Annotated in this window: 12 protein-coding genes; 4 read left to right on the forward strand and 8 right to left on the reverse strand. The window is 66.3% G+C overall.

All coding sequences use genetic code 11. From position 1 onward, the window contains the following. Window position 1: 1 nt before the first annotated feature. Window positions 2–1,504 (forward strand): FGGY-family carbohydrate kinase, encoded by a 1,503-nt coding sequence (locus ACZ1A1_RS09050; protein ID WP_463619637.1) that lies wholly within the window; start codon window positions 2–4, stop codon window positions 1,502–1,504. Beyond that, window positions 1,501–3,234 carry a glycerol-3-phosphate dehydrogenase/oxidase gene (locus ACZ1A1_RS09055; RefSeq protein ID WP_463619638.1) on the forward strand — a complete coding sequence of 578 codons (1,734 nt, stop codon included), beginning with the start codon at window positions 1,501–1,503 and terminating at the stop codon, window positions 3,232–3,234. Before ACZ1A1_RS09050 ends, ACZ1A1_RS09055 begins: the two co-directional genes overlap by 4 nt. 17 nt (window positions 3,235–3,251) lie before the next feature. Here ACZ1A1_RS09055 and ACZ1A1_RS09060 read toward each other — a convergent pair whose 3' ends face one another. The 4 genes from ACZ1A1_RS09060 to ACZ1A1_RS09075 form a co-directional block, all read right to left on the reverse strand. Continuing rightward, the gene (locus ACZ1A1_RS09060) at window positions 3,252–4,118 is read right to left on the reverse strand and encodes a DMT family transporter (protein WP_463619639.1); all 867 of its coding nucleotides are present in this window, start codon (window positions 4,116–4,118) and stop codon (window positions 3,252–3,254) included. A gap of 130 nt (window positions 4,119–4,248) precedes the next feature. Further along, window positions 4,249–7,392, reverse strand: coding sequence for an efflux RND transporter permease subunit (locus ACZ1A1_RS09065; protein WP_463619640.1), 3,144 nt, complete (start codon window positions 7,390–7,392; stop codon window positions 4,249–4,251). A gap of 13 nt (window positions 7,393–7,405) precedes the next feature. Then, window positions 7,406–8,581 carry an efflux RND transporter periplasmic adaptor subunit gene (locus tag ACZ1A1_RS09070; protein WP_463619641.1) on the reverse strand — a complete coding sequence of 392 codons (1,176 nt, stop codon included), beginning with the start codon at window positions 8,579–8,581 and terminating at the stop codon, window positions 7,406–7,408. 406 nt (window positions 8,582–8,987) lie between these two features. Continuing rightward, window positions 8,988–12,038: an aminotransferase class III-fold pyridoxal phosphate-dependent enzyme gene (locus tag ACZ1A1_RS09075; protein WP_463619642.1), complete on the reverse strand. Its 3,051-nt coding sequence runs from the start codon at window positions 12,036–12,038 to the stop codon at window positions 8,988–8,990. A gap of 128 nt (window positions 12,039–12,166) precedes the next feature. On the opposite strand from ACZ1A1_RS09075, the gene ACZ1A1_RS09080 reads away from it, so the two are divergent. Beyond that, window positions 12,167–12,601, forward strand: a complete 435-nt coding sequence (locus ACZ1A1_RS09080) for an Lrp/AsnC family transcriptional regulator (protein WP_313194251.1) — start codon at window positions 12,167–12,169, stop codon at window positions 12,599–12,601. Window positions 12,602–12,665: 64 nt separating this feature from the next. Here the strand turns inward: ACZ1A1_RS09080 and ACZ1A1_RS09085 are convergent, their stop codons facing one another. The 4 genes from ACZ1A1_RS09085 to proV form a co-directional block, all read right to left on the reverse strand. Continuing rightward, on the reverse strand, window positions 12,666–13,448 hold the full coding sequence (locus tag ACZ1A1_RS09085; protein WP_463619644.1) for a pyrroline-5-carboxylate reductase: 783 nt from the start codon (window positions 13,446–13,448) through the stop codon (window positions 12,666–12,668). 223 nt (window positions 13,449–13,671) lie between these two features. Next, window positions 13,672–14,547, reverse strand: coding sequence for a glycine betaine ABC transporter substrate-binding protein (locus tag ACZ1A1_RS09090; RefSeq protein ID WP_463619645.1), 876 nt, complete (start codon window positions 14,545–14,547; stop codon window positions 13,672–13,674). A 52-nt stretch (window positions 14,548–14,599) separates the two neighbouring features. After that, the gene (locus ACZ1A1_RS09095; protein ID WP_463619646.1) at window positions 14,600–15,484 is read right to left on the reverse strand and encodes an ABC transporter permease; all 885 of its coding nucleotides are present in this window, start codon (window positions 15,482–15,484) and stop codon (window positions 14,600–14,602) included. 24 nt (window positions 15,485–15,508) lie between these two features. Then, window positions 15,509–16,741 (reverse strand): glycine betaine/L-proline ABC transporter ATP-binding protein ProV, encoded by a 1,233-nt coding sequence (gene proV, locus ACZ1A1_RS09100; RefSeq protein ID WP_463619648.1) that lies wholly within the window; start codon window positions 16,739–16,741, stop codon window positions 15,509–15,511. A gap of 348 nt (window positions 16,742–17,089) precedes the next feature. On the opposite strand from proV, the gene ACZ1A1_RS09105 reads away from it, so the two are divergent. Continuing rightward, window positions 17,090–18,856: an ABC transporter ATP-binding protein/permease gene (locus ACZ1A1_RS09105; RefSeq protein ID WP_463619649.1), complete on the forward strand. Its 1,767-nt coding sequence runs from the start codon at window positions 17,090–17,092 to the stop codon at window positions 18,854–18,856. Window positions 18,857–18,862: the final 6 nt, after the last annotated feature.

The following is an 18,862-nucleotide window of genomic DNA, read 5'->3' on the forward strand; positions in this document are numbered from 1 at the left end:
AATGCCGGCCTATCTCCTGGGGCTGGACAGCGGCCTGACCGTCACCAAGGCCGTCGTCTTCCGGGACGACGGCAAGGTCGTGGCCCTTGCCCGCCGCGAGATCGCGCAGATCAAGGCCGTGCCCCGGCAGGTCGAGCGCGACATGACGGCGCATTGGCAAGCCTCCGCCGCGGCAATCCGTGAGGCGCTGGAACAGGCGAGCGCCAGCGTCGGCGCGACGGTCCGCCCGGCCGCCGTGTCCGTGGCGGGCCATGGCGACGGCCTCTATCTGCTCGACGGCGCTGGTGCGCCGCTCGGCCTTGCCGCCACCTCGCTCGACAGCCGCGCCCAGCCGTTGCTGCGCCACTGGGATGAAACGGGCATATCGGAAAAGGCGCTGGAACTGACGGGGCAGCGCCCCTTCGCGTCCTCCCCGGCGCCGCTGCTTGCCCATATGAAGGCGCACGAGCCGGACCGCTTCGAGCGGATCGCCGCGGTCCTCTCCTGCAAGGACTGGCTCCGCTTCTGCCTGACGGGCAGGGTGGCGACCGATTTCACCGAGGCAAGCGTCGCCTTCACCGACATAGGAACGCAGCGCTATAGCGAGGAGGCGCTCGCCCTCTTCGGCCTTGCCGCCGTCGCGAATGCCCTTCCGGACGTGCTGATGCCCTGCGAGATCGCGGGATATGTCACCGAGGAGGCGGCGCTCGCCACGGGGCTTGCGGCCGGCACGCCGGTTGCCACCGGATTGCATGACGTGACGGCCTGCGCCGTCGGGGCCGGGGTGACGAAAGCCGGCACGATCGCCGTCATCGCCGGCACCTATTCGATCAATGAAATGCTGGTCGACATGCCGAGAACGTCGGTGGGCTGGAATGCGCGCAATGGATTGCGCCCCGGCCAATGGATGAACATGTCGGTTTCCCCCGCCTCCAGCGCCAATCTCGACTGGTTCCTTGGAACGGCCGCGCGGGACGCGCTGGCTGGCGGCGATCCCTTCGCCTTGCTTCAGGCCGAGCTGGACGCCGTCGCGGACGATCCGTCAGATATCGTCTACCTTCCCTATCTCTACGGGTCTCCCCATGCCGAGGATGTGCCAGCGGCCTTTCTCGGGCTGCGCGGCTGGCATGGGCGGGGCCACATGCTGCGCGCCGTCGCGGAAGGCATCGTCTTCAACCACCGCCACCATGTCGATCTCATCGACCCGGACGGAAGCGTCGGCAAGGTGCGGCTGACGGGCGGAAGCAGCCGCAATCCCTTTTTCGGCCAGCTCTTCGCCGATGCGCTGAACCGCCGCGTCGAGGTGCCCGAAATGCCGGAGGCCGGAGCGCTTGGCGCGGCCATTGCGGCGGGAATCGCTGTGAATGTCTACGGCAACTGGGAGGAGGCGACCGTGCGGACCGCGCCGGACCTGCGCATCTACCAGCCGGGCCGGGCCGTACCCCGCCTTCAGGCCGGCTATGGCCGCTATCGCGAGGCCATCGACACGGTCATGCATCGCTACAAGGAGAAGACCGCCCCATGAGCGCCGGCGACACCACGCGCGAAGCCCGGCTGGAGGCCCTGCGCCGCATCGGCCATGTCCCCGTCCTGATCGTCGGCGGCGGGATCAACGGCATGGGAACGTTCCGCGACCTCAGTCTCCAGGGCGTCGGCTGTCTGCTCGTCGAGCAGGGCGATTTCTGCGCCGGCGCAAGCAGGGCCCCCTCACGCATGATCCATGGGGGACTCAAATATCTCGAGACGGGCGAATTCCGGCTGGTCAGGGAATCCGCCGAGGAACGCAATCGGTTGCTGCGCAATGCCGCGCACTATGTCCGGCCGCTCGAAATGATCATCCCGATCCATTCCTGGTTCGGCGGCATCGTTCCGGCGTTGCGAAAGTTCCTGCGCATGCCTGCGAAGATCACGGAGCGCGGCGCGCTGGTGATCAAGCTCGGCCTCTGGCTCTACGATCTCTACGGCGCGCTGAACCGGACCATGCCCCGCCACCGCATGATTGCGCGGCAGGACATATTGCGCGAAATTCCCGATCTGGATCCGGACCTGAAGATCGCGGCTTCCTACTACGACGCCTGGATCACGTCGCCCGAACGGCTCGTCGTGGAACTCGCCCTCGACGGCATGGCCGCCAATCCCGGCAGCATGGCGTTGAACCATCTGCGTTTCAGCGGGATCAAGGGCAACCGCATCGAGCTTCAGGATGTCGATACGGGCGAGCTGTTCCCGCTGACATGCGACGTGCTGGTCAACGCCGCAGGCGCCTGGATCGACCGGGTGAATGCCAGCGCGGCCCCCGGGCGCCGGATGATCGGCGGCACCAAGGGCAGCCATCTCCTGCTCGACCTTCCGGCCCTCGCCGAAACGCTGCACGGCCGGATGATCTATTTCGAGGCCGAGGGCGGGCGCATCTGCATCCTGTCGAACTTCATGGGACATGTGTTGCTCGGCTCAACCGATATCCCGGTCGACGATCCAGACGGCGTGGCCTGTGACGACGAGGAGGTGGATTATCTCCTCGGCGCGTTCCGGCGGCTCTTCCCGCAGGTTCCGGTCGATCGTGCGAGCATCTTCTTCAGCTATGCGGGCGTTCGCCCCCTGCCGGCGAACGATGCAAGCGACCCCGGCGCCATCAGCCGCGATCACTCGATGCCGGAACTCTCCCCCGAAGGCGAGCGCCGCTTCCCGATCGTCTCGCTTGTCGGCGGCAAATGGACCACCTTCCGGGCCTTTTCGGCTGAAGCGACCGACAGGATACTCGTCCATCTGGGCAAGCGCCGCTCATCTTCGACGGCGGATCTGCCCATCGGCGGCGGAGCGGGCCTTTCCCAGGCCTCTGCCTCGACGGAGCGCCTGTTGTCCGCCATCACGGATGAGCACGGGCTTTCCCGCCAAAGAGCCCGCCAGCTTGTCGCCCGCTACGGCTCGCGCGCAAAAACGGTCGCGCCGGCGCTGGCAAAGGGCGAGACCTTCCTTGCCGCCTTGCCGGAATTCTCGCGAGAGGAGATCGCGGTCATCTGCGATAGCGAACTGGTCCTGCATGCCGAAGATTTCCTCTTCGGGCGCAGCTCGGTGTTCCTGGAGCGCCCACTGGGCCATGATGCGCTGCAGGAACTGGTCGACGTCATCGGACTGTTTCGCGGCTGGGACGATGCGCGACGGGCGGCGGAGCTGGAGCGGCTGGTATCTCGCTACCGCAAGCTGCACCGGATTGACGTTTCCGGGCTGGCCGGACCGGCGCCGCGATTTGTCTGAGGCGCGGCGGATGACCCTCACCGCTTCGCCAGTTGGTGCTCGCGCCAGATGGTGAAGAGGCCGGCGCCGACGACGATGAGGGCGCCGATGATCATGTTGAGCGTGACGTTCTCGCCGAAGAGGCTGACGGCGATGATGACGTTGAGGACGAGCTGGAAATAGGTCACGGGCTGGACTTCCGCGGCCGGCAGCAGCCCGTAGGCGCGGATGAGGAAATAGTGGCTGAGCGTGCCGCAGACGCAGAGCGCGGCGAGGGCGAACCAGTCGGACGGTTCTACCGCGCTCCAGTGGAACGGCCCGATCAGCGAGATCGCCACGGCGCCGGCGACGCCGGCATAGAAGAGGCTCGTCACGGCCGTATCCTCGCGGCTCACCGCGCGCGTCGCGATGCTGTAGAGCGCGAACAGCACCGATGCGGCCAGCGGCAGAAGCAGCGACATGTCGAAATGGACGTCGACGGGGTTGATGATCACCAGCACCCCGAGAAGGCCGACCAGCACCGCCGTGCCGCGGCGCCAGCCGACGGCTTCCCCGAGAAGCGGGATCGACAGGACGGTGATGATCAATGGCGTCGCCTGGAAGATCGACTGGCTCATGGCGAGCCCGGCATGCACATAGGAAAAGACGATGATGACGATCTCCGCGACGAGCAGCAGCCCGCGGACGATCTGCAGCCAGGGCCGCCGCGTGCGGATGGCCGCCCTGATGCCGCCCGGCGAGGTGGCGGCAAAGCCGAACACGAAGAGCGCGAACGCCCAGAACCGTATCATGGTGATGAAGAGCGCCGGGTAGCGATCGCCGAGATATTTGGTGATGGCATCCTGGCCGGCAAAGATGCAGATCGCCAGGAAGGCGAAGAGGTAGCCGCGGGTCTTGGCGCTCATGGGACAGTCTGCTGAAGAATCGTTTCCCCCAGATAGCACAGGCCTTCCGCCGGGGCGCGGGTAAACATGCCCTCCCGCGGTTCTATTTCACGCCGCCGCACGACCGGTGGCGATCTTGGCGACGAGCGCATCAGGGCTCGGACGATATCCGGACGGGGAGCGCATCGGCCGGTGCACTCTCCCTCGTGCCGCCGAAGAGCCTGCGGACCGCATCTTTGAGCCCTTCCATGTAGAGGTAGATCACCGGCGTCACGAAGAGGGTGAGGGTCTGCGAGACGATCAGGCCGCCGACCACGGCCACGCCGAGGGGCTGGCGGAGCTCGGAGCTGGCGCCGCTGCCGAGCGCGATGGGCAGCGTGCCCATGATCGCCGCCAGCGTCGTCATCATGATCGGGCGGAAGCGCAGGAGGCAGGCCTTGTGGATGGCGTCGCGCGCGGCAAGGCCCTGCCGCTGCAGCGTCAGCGCGACGTCGATCATCATGATGGCGTTCTTCTTGACGATGCCGATGAGCATTAGGAGGCCGATCACCGCGATGACCGAGAGGTCGAAGCCCGAGACGCCGATGGCGAGGAGCGCGCCCGATACGGCAGACGGCAGGCCCGAAAGAATAGTCAGCGGGTGGATGAAGCTCTCGTAGAGGATGCCGAGCACGATATAGATCGTGAGGACGGCCGCGAGGATCAAGAGCCCCTGGTTGGCGACGGAATCCTGGAAGGTCTTCGCCGTGCCGTAATATTGCGTGGAGACATCCGCGGGCAGGCCGATGTCAGCCTTCAGGCGGGTGATCTCCGCCATGCTGGCGTCGAGCGGCATCCCGGCGGGCAGGTTGTAGGAAAGGGTGACGGCCGGGAGCTGGCCGAGCTGGTTGACGGTGAGAAGGCCCGCCGTCATCTCCATACGCGCGAAGGCGCCGATCGGCACGAGCTTGCCGGTGCCGGCCGGCACCTCCATCTGCTCCAGCCGCTCCGGCGACCAGTGGATGGCGGGATCGAGTTCCATGATCACGTCATAGCTGTCGGATGCCGAGAAGATGGTGCTGATCTGCTGCGAGCCGAAGCCGCCGTAGAGCGCGCTGCGCAAGGTGCCCGTGTCGACGCCGAGCGCCGCCGCCTTGTCCTTGTCGACGACGAGGCGCGCCTGCGGCGCACTGTTCTGCAGGTCGGAATTGACATCGAGGAAGAAGGCTGGCTCGGCGCGCATCGCGTCGACGAGCTTGCCCGACCATTCGTTCATCTTGTCCTGGTCGAGGCTCTGGATCACGAGCTGGTACTGGCTCGCCGACCCGCGCGCGCCGATGGAGAGATTTTGCGCCGGCGACATGAAGGTCTGGATGCCGGCGATGGTGGAGAGCTGCCGGCGCAGGTCCCGCAGCACGGTTGCAAGCGCGGGGCGCTCGGTCTTCGGCTTGAGCTCCACGAAAAGCCGGCCGGAATTCAGCAGCGAGGATTGACCGGAGGCGCCGACCGAGCTGCCGACATTGGCGACATAGGGCGAATTGCGGAAGACGTCCTCGACCTTGGCCTGCAGGGCGGACATGGCGTCGAAGGAAATGTCGGGCCGTGCCTGCGTGGTGACCTGGAGCTGGCCGATATCCTCCTGCGGGAAGAACCCCTTCGGGATCGTCGAGACCTGATAGACCGTGACGGCGATCGTGGCGAAGAAGACGAGAAGGACCGCGAAGCGGAAGCGCAGGCAAAGCGAAAGGCCCCGGTCGTAGCCGGCAAGGACCTTGGCGAAGCCTTTCTCCAGCCAGCCGCCGATGCCGCGCTCCTGCACGCCTTCGGTGGGCATCGCCCCCTTGGGGAGGCGGGCGGCGAGCATCGGCGTCAGGGTGAGGGAGACGAAGGCCGAGGCGAGGATCGCGACCGTGACCACCACCGCGAATTCGTTGAAGATCTTGCCGACGACGCCGCCCATCAGGAGGATCGGCAGGAAGACCGCGACGAGGGAGAGGGAGATCGCGATGATGGTGAAGCCGATCTCCGACGCGCCGTCGAGCGCCGCCTGGAACGCGCCCTTGCCCTCTTCCTCCATGTGCCGGACGATGTTTTCCAGCATCACGATGGCGTCGTCGACCACGAGGCCGACGGAAATGGTGAGCGCCATCAGCGATATGTTGTCGATGGAAAGGCCGAGCAGATACATCACCGCGAAAGTGGCGATGATGGAGACAGGCACGGCGACGGCCGGGATCAGCGTCGCGCGCAGGCGCCGGATGAACAGGAAGATCACCATCACCACGAGGCCGATCGTCAGCATCAGCGTGAACTGCACGTCGCTGACGGCCGCGCGGATGGAGCGGGAGCGGTCGTTCAGCGTCTCAAGGCTCGCGCCGGCGGGCAATTGCTGGCGGAAGGTCTCCAGCATGGTCTGCACGCGGTCGACCACGGCGACGGTATTGGCATCCGGCTGGCGCTGCACGGCGAGGATGATGGCGCGCGAACCGTCGTACCGGCTGGCGACCTGCGTATTGGCGACGGAATCGACCACCTTCGTCACGTCGCCGAGCCGCACGGGGCCACCCGCGCCGTTGCTGACGATGATCTTCGAGAAGGCGGCCGCATTCTCGAGGCCGCCATCGGTGACGAGGGTCAGTTGCCGCCCCTCGGACCGGAGCGTTCCGAGGGGCGTATCGCTGTTGGCGTCGGCGATGGCCTGCTGGAGCGCGGGAACCGAGATGCCGCGGGCGGCCAGCGCATCCGGGTCGATCTGGATGCGCACCGCATATTGCTGGCTGCCGAGAACGGAGACCTGCGCCACGCCGTCGAGCGTCGACAGCGTCGGGGAGATGACGTCCTCGGCGAAGGCGTCGAGGCGTGTCAGCGGAACGGTGTCGCTTCTGAGGGCAAGCAGCAGGATCGGCGCATCGGCGGGATTGACCTTGCGGTAGCTCGGCGGATTGGTCATTTCCGGCGGAAGCTGGCGCTGCGTGCGGGTGATCGCCGCCTGCACGTCGGCGGCCGCGGCGTCTATGTCGCGGGTCAGCTCGAACTGGATGGCGATGGAGGTGCTGCCGAGCGCATTCGTGGTGGAGATGCTGTCGATGCCGGCGATGGTCGAAAACTGCTTGATGAGCGGCGTGGCCACCGACTGCGCCATCGTCTCGGCCGAGGCGCCGGGCAGGGAGGCCGAGACGTTGATGACTGGGAAATCGGCGCGCGGCAGCGCCGCGACCGGAAGGTTCACATAGGCGAAGAGGCCGGCGACGACCATGGCGATCGACAGGAGCAGCGTGGCGACGGGGCGGCGGATGCAGAATTGCGAGAGCGACATGGCCCGTCCATCCTCATGAATCGGCCGACGGCGCGTCGGCCGTCGTGACCGCCTGGCCGGGACGCAGGTTCAACTGGCCCTCGACGACCACCTTTTCTCCTGCGGCAAGCCCCTTGCCGACGGCGGCGGAAACGTCGTCGGAGGCGGCGACCGTCACCGGCCGGCGCTCGATCGTGTCGTCCGGCTTGACGACGAAGACGAAGGCGGAATCCTGTCCGGGCTGGATGGCGACGGCCGGCACGGTGATCGCCGCGGCAAGGACGCTCTTCTCGACGACGACCGTCACCGACTGGCCGGGCCACAGGGCCTGGCTGCCGTTCTCGAAGGTCGCGTGCATGGCGATGGTGCCGGACGTGTTGTCGACGGCGGAATCGATGAAATCGAGGGGCCCCTTGGCCACGGTCTCGCCGCTGTCCGGGCGCAGCACCGTGACCGTCGGCGGCTGGCCGGCGTCGAGCGCGGCCTTGATGGCGGGAAGTTCCCGCTCGGGCAACCGGAAGGAGACCTCCACTGGGTCGATGGCGGTCAGGGTCGCAAGGCTTGTGATGGAACCGGTACCGCCCACCATGTCGCCCACGCTGACGCCGACCGTGCCGAGCCGACCGTCGAAGGGCGCGGTGATGCGGGTGTAGCTCAGCTGGACATTGTCGGCATCGATCGTCGCCCTGTCCGCGCCGATGGTCGCCTGCGCGGCGTTGGCGGCGGCCTGCGCGGTTTCCAGCGTCTGTTGCGAGATGCTGGAGCCGAGGAGGGATTTTGCCCGGTCGAGCTCGGCCATGGCGCTGGCAAGCCCCGCCTCGTCCTTGGCGAGGCTCGCCTGGTCGCGCGCCAGTTGCGCCTGCAGCGCGCGGTCGTCCAGCAGGAAGAGAAGGTCGCCTGCCTTGACGATCTGGCCGTCCTTCACATGGATTTCGGTGACCTGGCTGGAGACGCGGGCGCTGATCGCCGTGGTGGCCGGCGCCTGCACCGTGGCGAAGGTCTGCACCTTCAGGGGAAAGTCCCGTGCGACGGCAGCCGCGACGACGACCGCGGGCTTGCCGGCATTGCGACGGGCAGCGGAGGCGGGGGCCGCGGCGCTCTCGGCATGCGTGGCGCTGGGGAGCGAGCCGCCGCTCCAGCGCGCGCCCAGAAGGACGCCGGCCGCCACGCACAGCACACCCGCAACGACCGCCTTTGCCCATCGCGCCATGACCGTGCTCCTTGCCGGCTTTGCCGGACAGATGTTGAACCGGTCAGACTGTGCCGTCAGACTCTAGGCATAATTGTGGTGACGCTTTTAAGTGAAAGCTCTCCCTGAGAAGTAAAGGAAAATTTATATATTACAGTATGTTATTTGTTATAATTCATCTATTGGTTTATGAATATAGTGGCTTCCTGATTGTGAAATCTTGTCCACCTAATTCCACTTAGGCGTGTATCGCCGAAAATGGGGCCACCAGACATAAACGGGACCACGGCGGGGAGGCACTGTCCCGCTGCCAAAAGTGCTTCGCCGCAGCGTCGAGCCGCGGCGAAGGTTTTCCTGATTCTCGGTCGTCACCGGCCGGGAAAGGGCTTTCCCGGCTCAAGGCATTCGGTCGTCGTTGTGGCTTGCCTCAGCCGAGCGTCCTTGCGACGTCGGCGAAGGTTTCTTCGAGCACCGCGATCAGGTGATCCGCATCGCGTTTTGAGAAGATCATCGGCGGGCGCATCTTCAGCACGTTGTCGTGCGGGCCTTCCGTGCCCATCAGCACGCCGCGCCGGCGGGCGCCGTTGGAGGCGGCGCGGGCGAATTCGGTTGCGGGCGCCTTGCTCTTGCGGTCGGTCACCAGCTCGATGCCGAGGAAGAGGCCGAGGCCGCGCACGTCGCCGATCACCTCGTGGCGTGTCTGCATGTCGCGGAAGGCGTCCATCAGGTAATTGCCCATCGCAAGCGCATTGCCGCGCAGGTCCTGGCTTTCGATGACGTCGAGCACGGCAAGGCCGATGGCGCAGGAGACCGGGTTGCCGCCGAAGGTGTTGAAATATTCCATGCCGTTGTCGAAGCTGTCGGTGACCTCGCGGGTCGTCACCACGGCGGCCATCGGATGGCCGTCGCCGATCGGCTTGCCCATCGTCACGATATCGGGGACGACGCCCTGCGTCTCGAAGGCCCACCAGTGGCTGCCGACACGGCCGAAACCGACCTGCACCTCGTCCGCGATGCAGACGCCGCCCGCCTCGCGCACCAGCCGGTAGACCTCCTTAAGATAGCCTTCCGGCAGGAAGACCTGGCCGGCAACGCTCGGGATGGATTCGGCGATGAAGAAGCCGGGGCCTTCGCCCTTCGCCTGCATGGCGGAAATCAGCTCCGCGACGCTTTCTGCAAAGCGCCTGCCGTGCTCCTCGGAAGGCCAGTCGGCCGGGGCGCGGTAGCTGTCCGGCACGGCTGCGACATGGACATGCGGCTTCGGTCCCTTGCCGCCCTTGCGGCGGAACTTGTAGGGGCTGATGTCGATCAGCTCCTGCGTCGTGCCGTGATAGGACCAGTCGAGCGTGATGGCGTTCTCGCGGCCGGTATGGGCGCGCATCATGCGCAGCGCGAGGCTGTTGGCCTCCGAGCCGCTGTTGACGAAGCCCGCGACCGTCAGCTCCTTCGGCAGCGTCGCCGTCAGGCGCTCGGCATAGGCGACGATATTGTCGTGCAGGTAGCGGGTATTGGTGTTGAGCGTTGCGGCCTGCTTCGCCATTGCCTCCACCACGGCCGGATGGGCATGACCGATGTGGCAGACATTGTTGAAGCAGTCGAGATAGGCCCGTCCGCCGTCGTCGATCAGCCAGACGCCTTCGCCGCGCACGAACTTGATCGGCTTTTCGTAGGAGATGGAGAGGTTCGGCAGCAACAGCTCGCGCCGCAGCCTGACGATCTCCTCGTGCGAGCGGCCCTCCCGCTCGTAGAATTCCCGCGCGATGCCGCCGAAGGTGCGGGCGTCGGGGAAGAGCTCGGCCCAGACGTCGAGATAGCGCGGCTCGCCGACGCCGAGGATTTCGGTGGCCGAAAGGTCCGTGTCGGTGGAAAGCTGGAGATGGAGATGCGGCGCCCAGCCGCCATTTTCCGAAGGGGCACCCATCTCGCCGACCAGCGCGCCGGCGTCCAGCCGGTCGCCGGCCTTGAGGCGGCCCATCGCCTCGTGGGCGAGATGGCCCCAGAGGGAGATGAAGGGCGGGCAGCCCTCGGGCTCGTGACGCAGCGCGATCAGGCAGCCGTAGCCGAGCGGATCCTTCTCGATCTCGACGCTGACGACCATGGCGGCAAGCGGCGTGAAGACCTTCGTGCCGGCCGCCAAGAAGAGGTCGAGGCCGAGATGGTGCGTGCGGCGCGTTCCCTCGATGAAGCGCGAGACGAACATCTCGCCGGCATAGACGGTGCGCTCCTCGCCCCACGGGCCGATGCCGAGCTCGATGCCGTTTTCGTGGCAATATTCTTCCCAGATGGCCTGTGCCGCGTCAGGCTGCTCGGCAGCGGACTTGACTGTCATCGGATGGGCCGGGTCGCCATAGGGTACCAGTGCGGCCGGATAGGTCGCCGCGGGGCGTTCGAGCAGCGGCGCCAGGGTCTTGCGGTTGGCGGCGAGCCAGTCGATGACGTCGTGCGCGCCGGGCGCGGCCTCGAAGCCGCAGGCCTTGCGCAGGATGGCGGTGGCGAAGCGCGGGTTCATCCGGTCGAGCTTGCGCAGCAGCGTCCAGGCGGGCCGCTCGCTGATCGCGAGATAGGGATTGTCGTCGGTATGGGCGCGGCGCGAGGCGGAGATCGTGACCGAGGTGACGAGGCGGATGGCGATGAGATCGTAGAGAAGGTCGACCTCCTCTTCCAGCAGCGGATATTCCGCATGGAAGCCGCGGGCGATGGCGGCGGCCGCGCCGATCGGATCGGCATGGTCGAGGCCGGCATAGGCGGCGGCGATGGCGACTTCCGCGATTAGCGGCGCATGGAGCGCATCGCCGAAATCGATGAGGCCCGAAACGCGATCCGGATCGGCCGCGTCGACCAGTACGTTCCAGTCATTGGCGTCGTTATGGATGACGGCGGCGCGCAGGGTCGCAAGGCGCGGTTCAAGACCGGAAAAGCGGGCGAGGAATCGTTCGAGCAACGCGCGGTCCTCGGAAGCCGTGACATGGTGCAGCCGTTCGGCCGAGCGGCCGGCCTTGCGGATGTCCCAGTCGAGGTCGCGCAGCGCGCCCGGATGCATGAAGCCCTTCAGGGCGGCATCGAACCGGCCGAGCATCCGGCCGAGGGATGCGAGCGCGGCATCGCTGCGCTGCGTTTCGGCAAGGGGTTGCCCGTGCACCCAGCTGACGAGGCGAACGCGGTGGCTGACGCCGCCCGGGCTGGTGGCGCGGGCAAGGCTGGCACCGGCAGGCGTCGGGCGGATGTGCGGTATGGGCAGATCGCCGGCATGGGCACCGACATGGGCGAGCAGCGCCGTCTGGAAATCGCTCTCGACCTCCGGCTCGGCGGCATTGACGAGCTTCAGGATGAAGATCCCCTCCGGCGTTTCCACCTTGAAATTCTGGTCGCGTTCGCTGGCGAGCGGCGAAAGCGTGCCGGTCAGGCCGTAATGCTCGCGAAGGAGGGCGGCGGCGGCTTCGATGGAAAAGTCCGGGGTGGTCGTCAGCATGTCGTTCATGGCAATCCTCGTTTCGCCGTCGAGATTTGCACGGACGCCGGATCGCCGCATCCGGCATTATGCCGGTTGTGCCTGCACTTTGTTTATAATAACCGTCATCTTGTCGGGGTCATTTCAGGGAGGGAGCGATGCAGGATACGGACGCCATGGACCGGACGATCCTCAGCATTCTTTCGCGCGAGGCGCGTATTCCCATGAAGACGCTCGCCGGTCGGGTCGGCCTTTCGCGCAGCGCGACGACGGAGCGGGTGACGCGGCTCGAAAAGGCCGGCATCATCCGCGGCTACCGGGCCGATATCGGCCAGCTTGACGACGGGCAGATCCAGGCCTTCCTGCTCGTGACCCTGAAACGCACGCCCTCGATCGGCGTGCTCGACCGGCTTGCCGGCTTCGCCTCGGTCCGCAAGGTCTCCTCCGTCAGCGGCCAGCTCGACCTCGTGGTGGAAGTCGAGGTGGGGTCGATCAACGCGCTGAACGAGTTGCGCAACGAGGTCTCGACCATGGAAAACGTCGAGGACCTCACCACCTCCATCGTGCTGCGGCGCGATATCGAGCGGAGCTGAACAATGCCTAAGCATTGCAGCATTTCCGAACGCAAAACCGCTTCGCACTTTTGCTGGAAATACTCTAGCGGCTGATCCGTTCGAGCACCCGGTCCAGCGCCTTCGTGAGGGCGCTGGTGCCGCCGTGGTGGTCGAAATCATGGAAGACCTGCTCGTTGAGGCCGCCCCTGGTGGCGTATTCGCGGCTCATCTCCATGAAGTCGAGTTGCCGGCCGCCGTGAAGCGCGGTTTCGGAGAGGCCCGCGAAGAGCGGCGCGAGATAGGCGCGGCCCTTTTCCTCCGGCAGGCCCTTTTCCGCGAGCCATTCCGTCGTGCGGTGCATGATGCCGAAATAGGTGGCCATCAGGGCGCTTGCCGCGGCGAGAAGGTCGTATTCCGCCTTCGTCTCGCATTCGACGGCATTGCCGAGTACGTTGAAGATGGCCGCCGTGCCCGCATCCGGCGGATAGACGGCGGTGACGCCCTTGCGCCGGGCGACGAAGGGCAAGGGGACCGCCTGGGTGAGGTTGACATCCGCGTCGATCCAGTCGAGGAGCGCCTGCCTGCCGGTCGCCGCGACGACGCTGATCACCTTCTGCCCGTCGCGAAAGCGCAAGGGACGGACGACCTCCTCGGCGATCTGCGGGCGGATCGCCAGAACGACCGTATCGCAGCCGTCGACGATGGCCTGGTTGTCGTCCGAAACCAGAACCTCGGCGAAATCCGCGGCGAGCCTTGCCGAGACATCCGCGCTGCGGAAGGAAACCATGACATGGGGCACGGCCGCGGGATGGGCGAGAAGCCCGCGCACCATCGCGTCGGTGATGGCGCCTGTTCCGATGAAGCCGATTTTCCGGGGTAGGGACATGGGATGTTCCGTCACGCTGAAGGGCTGAACGATCATTCGTGTGGAAGCATTGCCATGCCATGGGCCGAGATCGCAAGAGCCCGTCGCCCGTCCGCGAATGCGAGGAGGCGACGGGTTTGGATTCCGCGGGGCGCGCTGGAAGAGGAAGGCGGCTCACGACGCCGGAAGGCCCCGGAACGATAGCTCCGGGGCCTTCCGTCATGCTTGGCAGGCGGTGAGAGGTCTAGCCGTCTTCCTTGGCGAGCCATGCCTTGATCTGATCGGGATGGCCGGCGATATACTTGTCGACGGCCTTCTCATAGGAGGTTTCCTGCGCGTCGAACATCGCGGCTTCCAGATCGCCGATCGGCAGCTTCATGCGCGAGAGGAAGGCGGCGACCTCGGGATTGTCCTTCTGGAAATCCTTGCGGGCGAGGACATCCACATGCTCGGCCTTGCCGAGCGCGCCCTTCGGATCGTCGATGTAGCGCAGCTCGTATTTGCCGAACATCCAGTGCGGGCTCCAGGAGGTGGCGACGAACCATTCCTCCTTGCGGAACGCCCGGTCGACCGTCGTCAGCATGCCGGCCTCACTGGAGATCTGCAGCTTGTAGCCGTCGAGCCCGTAGTCCTTGACGGCCTTTTCGGAGAGCCGCGTGAGGCCCGCGCCCGGATCGATGCCCTCGACGCGGCCCTTCAGCTTGTCCTTCACATCGTCCTTCTTGAGGTCCTCGATGGAGGCGATGGCGCCCTTGGGGATGTATTTCGGCACGACCCAGCCGAGCTTCGCCCCATCATAGACGGTGCCGAGCGTCGTCACCTTGTCCTTCACGCGGGCGAAGTAGTCGGCATGGGTTTCCGGCCGCCAGGCCATCATCATGGCATCGAGGTCGCCGCGCGCGACGCCCTGGTAGAGCGGGGCGACGTCGGTCTGCACGAGCTCGACCTCCTGGCCGAGCTCGTCCTTGATGAGCTTTGCGGCGAGCTTGGTCACGAATTCGGCGTCGGACCAGGCGGCCCAGCCGATCTTCACCGGCGCCTTGTCCGCGGCCAGCGCGGTGCCGAAGGTGGCGGCGGCGATGCCGGCGGCAAGGCTCATTGCAGCGAGTGTCTTGAACATGGTTGCTCCTTTTTTGAAGGTTCGCATTCGGCGGCGCTTAAGGTCGCCATCTTCAGGCGGTCGCGGTGGATGCCACCGGCTGCGGCGCCTGACGGCGGAAGAGGGCGCGCCAGAGGCCGGCGCGTTCCTTTCCGAGGCTCTGGGTGATCCGGTCGAGGATCACCGCGAGGATGACGACGGCGATGCCGCCCTCGAAGCCGGTGCCGACATCGAGGCGCTGGATGCCCGTCAGCACGGTGTTGCCGATGCCGCCCGCACCGATCATCGAGGCGATCACCACCATGGAAAGCGACAGCATGATCGTCTGGTTGATGCCGGCCATGATGGAGGGCAGGGCGTTGGGAAGCTGCACCTTGAACAGAAGCTGCGCGGCGGTGCAGCCGAAGGCGTTGCCGGCCTCGATGAATTCCACATGGACCTGGCGGATACCGAGATTGGTGAGGCGCACGACCGGCGGCATCGAGAAGATGACCGTGGCGATGGTGCCGGGCACGGCGCCGAGGCCGAAGAACATCGCCGCCGGGATGAGATAGACGAAGGCCGGCATGGTCTGCATGAGGTCGAGCACGGGGCGCACGACGGCGGCGGTCCGGTCGCTGCGCGCCATGGCGATGCCGAGCGGCAGGCCGATCAGCATGGCGACGAGCGTCGAGGCGAGGACCAGCGACAGCGTCTCCATCATGGCGGACCACAGGCCCATATGATCGACCAGCCAGAGCGAAAGGGCCGTGAAGACGGCAAAGCCGAAGCCGACGCGCCAGAGCGAAAGCAGCACGAAGAGGGCAAGGCCGATGAGCATGGGCGTCGCCATGAGCGTCGCCTGGATGCTGTTCGTCACCGCGCCGATGGCGGCGGCGATGAGGTCGAGCAGCGGGGCGAAATTGTCGAGGATGTAGTTGACGGCGCTGTCGACGCCGTCACCGATATCGAAAGTCATTGGATAGTCTCCGAAGGGGCCGGATCAGGCGGTGCGATCGAGCGTTTCGAGAAGCGCGGATTTGCTGATGGAGCCGAGATAGCGGTTCGCCTCGTCGACGACCGGCACGGGGAAGGCGCTGGCGGCGACCTTGCCGAGGACGTTGGAGATGCTCTCGGACGCCGGGATCGGCTCGATATCCGGCAGGAAGGCGCGGCGGTAGGGATCGCTCGCGCCGTCGCGGGCGGTCTCGATCAGCGAATTGCGGCTGACCATGCCGTGATAGGTCTTGTCGCGGCCGAGGATGATGGCGACGTCCCGGTCGTAATGCTCCATGCGCTCCAGCGCCGCGGCGGCGGAGGCGCCCTGCCGCTCGATGATCGTCACCTGCGTCTTGCGGGCGACGTCGCCGGCGCGGAAGACCTGAGAGACGTCGACATTGCGGAAGAAGGAGCGGACATAGTCGTTGGCCGGCTTCAGCACGATCTCGTCCGGCGTGCCGACCTGCACCACCTCGCCGTTCTGCATGATACAGATGCGGTCGCCGATGCGCATGGCCTCGTCGAGGTCGTGGCTGACGAAGACGATGGTGCGGCTGTGCTCGGCCTGGAGGCGCACCAGCTCGTCCTGCATCTCCGTGCGGATGAGCGGGTCGAGCGCGGAGAAGGCCTCGTCCATCAGCAGCACGGAGGGCTCGGCGGCGAGCGCACGGGCAAGGCCGACACGCTGCTTCATGCCGCCGGAAAGCTGGTCCGTGCGGCTGTCGTCGTAGCCGTCGAGGCCGACGGCGCGCAGCGCCGCGCGGGCGCGCTGCTTGCGCTCGGCCTCCCCGACGCCGGCGACTTCCAGCCCGAAGGCGGCATTGTCGATGACGGTGCGGTTGGGCAGGAGCGCGAAGGACTGGAAGACCATGCTGATGTCGCGGCGGCGGAGCGCGATCAGTTCGCCCCGCGGCATGCGGGCGACATCGCGGCCCTCGATCTCGATCGATCCGGATGTGGGTTCGATCAGCCGGTTGATGAGGCGCAGCATGGTGGATTTGCCGGAGCCCGAAAGCCCCATGATGACGAAGATCTCGCCGGCGCGGATGTCGAAGGTCGCGTTGTTGACGCCGATGGTGCAGCCGGTCGCCGCATGGATCTCGGCCTTGGACCTGCCGGCCGCGAGAAGCTCGAGGGCCTTTTCCGGCCGTTCGCCGAAAACCTTGAAAACATTCCTGATGCTGATCTTCACCGGCCGGTCGTTCGCCGGAAGATCGCTCTCAGTTACAAAAGCCATATCTTACTGGGCCCGGCTCCGGAAGCAGGGCGCTCTCCTTTGTCTGTTGTGAGCTGATGACGCTATCAGCGGGATGGAAGGACGCGCAGGCCGAAAGGCTTCGCAAAAGCGATAGCGCGTCGCAATTTGGACATCTTATGGCACGTCGATGCCGCAATGTCCACAGTTGAAGAAAAAAATTCCATTTTGCTCTCTCATTTCCATTGAAAATGGAATGGTTTCGCGATCTTTTGCCGAGGTCTCAATCTGCCCGGCTATCCCTCGCAATCCGACATGTCACGCCCGATTGAATGGACGGCGCCCGAGGGCGCGGTGTAGTCTCGCGCCATTCTCTTCGAAGGGCACGGCATGACCAGGGACAGCGGCGGCATCGCGGTTAAGGCAGGGTCCGGCCGGATGCGTGACGGTGTGGAGGAACGGCCGCTGCGGCAATATCTCGCCACCATGGCCGCCGCCTTTCGCGGTTCACCGCTCAGGCGGGCGCTGGTCCTGCTCGCCGCGGGCATCTTCGCGGTCATCCTTGCCACGGCCTATGGCCAGATCGTTCTCAACGGCTGGAACAGGCCGTTCTACGACGCGCTGCAGCAGCGTGACATGCAGGCCTTCCTCGCGCAACTCCTCGTCTTCTTCGAGATCGCGGGCGCGCTGCTCGTTCTCAATGTCGCGCAGCAATGGCTCAACCAGATGCTGCACCTGCGGCTCCGGGAGGCGCTGACCCGCGACATGATCGACGAATGGCTCCGGCCGGGCCGTGCGTTCTGCGTCGCCCGAAGGGGGCAGATCGGCATCAATCCGGACCAGCGGCTGCACGAGGACGCCCATCGGCTGTGCGATCTTTCCGTCGATCTCGGCGTCGGCCTGCTGCAAGCCGGCGTCCTGCTTGTGAGCTTCGTCGGCGTGCTGTGGGCGCTGTCGTCGGGCTTCGTCTTCCACCTGTGGGGCGCCGCCTTCCAGGTCCCCGGCTACATGGTCTGGGCGGCGATCGTCTATTCGGGAACGGCATCCTGGCTCAGCTGGATGGTCGGCCGCCCGCTGATCGCGCTGAACGGCGACCGCTATGCGCGCGAGGCGGACCTGCGCTATTCCCTCGTGCGGGTCAACGAGCAGATCGAGGCGATATCGGTCGCATCCGGCGAGGCGGACGAGGCGCGGCGGCTGCAGCGCGACCTCGGGGCCGTCATCCTCGCCACCCACCGCATCGTTTCTGCGACGATCCGGCTCGGCTGGGTCACGTCGGGCTATGGCTGGGTGACGATCGTCGCGCCCATCGTCATCGCCGCCCCGGTCTATTTCGGCGGCGACATGACGTTCGGCGGGCTGATGATGGCCGTCGGCGCGTTCAACCAGTTCCATGCCTCGCTGCGGTGGTTCGTCGACAATATCGGCTCCATCGCCGACTGGCGCGCGACGCTGCGGCGGGTCGCGGCCTTCCGGCTTGCCGTCCTCGAAGCCGACACGGCCGGCGGGACGGACGAGCGCATCGCCTTCACCCGCTCGCCGGAGCCCGCCATCGTCATCGACGACCTGGAAATGGACGTGCCGGGCGGAAAGGTGCGGCTCTCCGAGCCGCATGTGACGATCCGTCCCGGCGACCGCCTGCTCGTCGCCGGGGCGCCGGGTGCCGGCAAGACGCTCCTGACGCACACGCTTGCCGGTCTCTGGCTCTGGGGCAGGGGCAGCATCCAGTTGCCGCGCGACGCCGGCATCGCCGTCGTGGTGCGCGATCCCTATATACCGCCCGGCACGCTCAGGGCGGCGCTGTGCTATCCCCGCGATGCCGATGCCTGCCCGGATGGGGAGATCCTCAAGGCGCTGGAACGGGCCGGGCTTGAGCGTCTTTCATCCTCGCTCGACCACAGCGCGCGCTGGGAACATGAGCTTGGAAACGACCAGCGGCGGATGCTGAGCATCGTCCAGCTCATGCTCCACCGCCCGGACTGGATCGTCATCGACGATATCGGCGACCTTGCCACCGGCGGCGACAGCGGGAGGATTGCCGCCATATTCCGGGAGGAACTGGCGGGATCGGCGATCATCGCGATGGGAACGGAGGAGATGAAGGGCGACCTCTTCACGCGCACCATCCGCCTCGTGCCCGCCCGCGACAAGGCCTGACCGGCG

It is taken from the genome of Shinella sp. R2-11 (assembly GCF_055330205.1).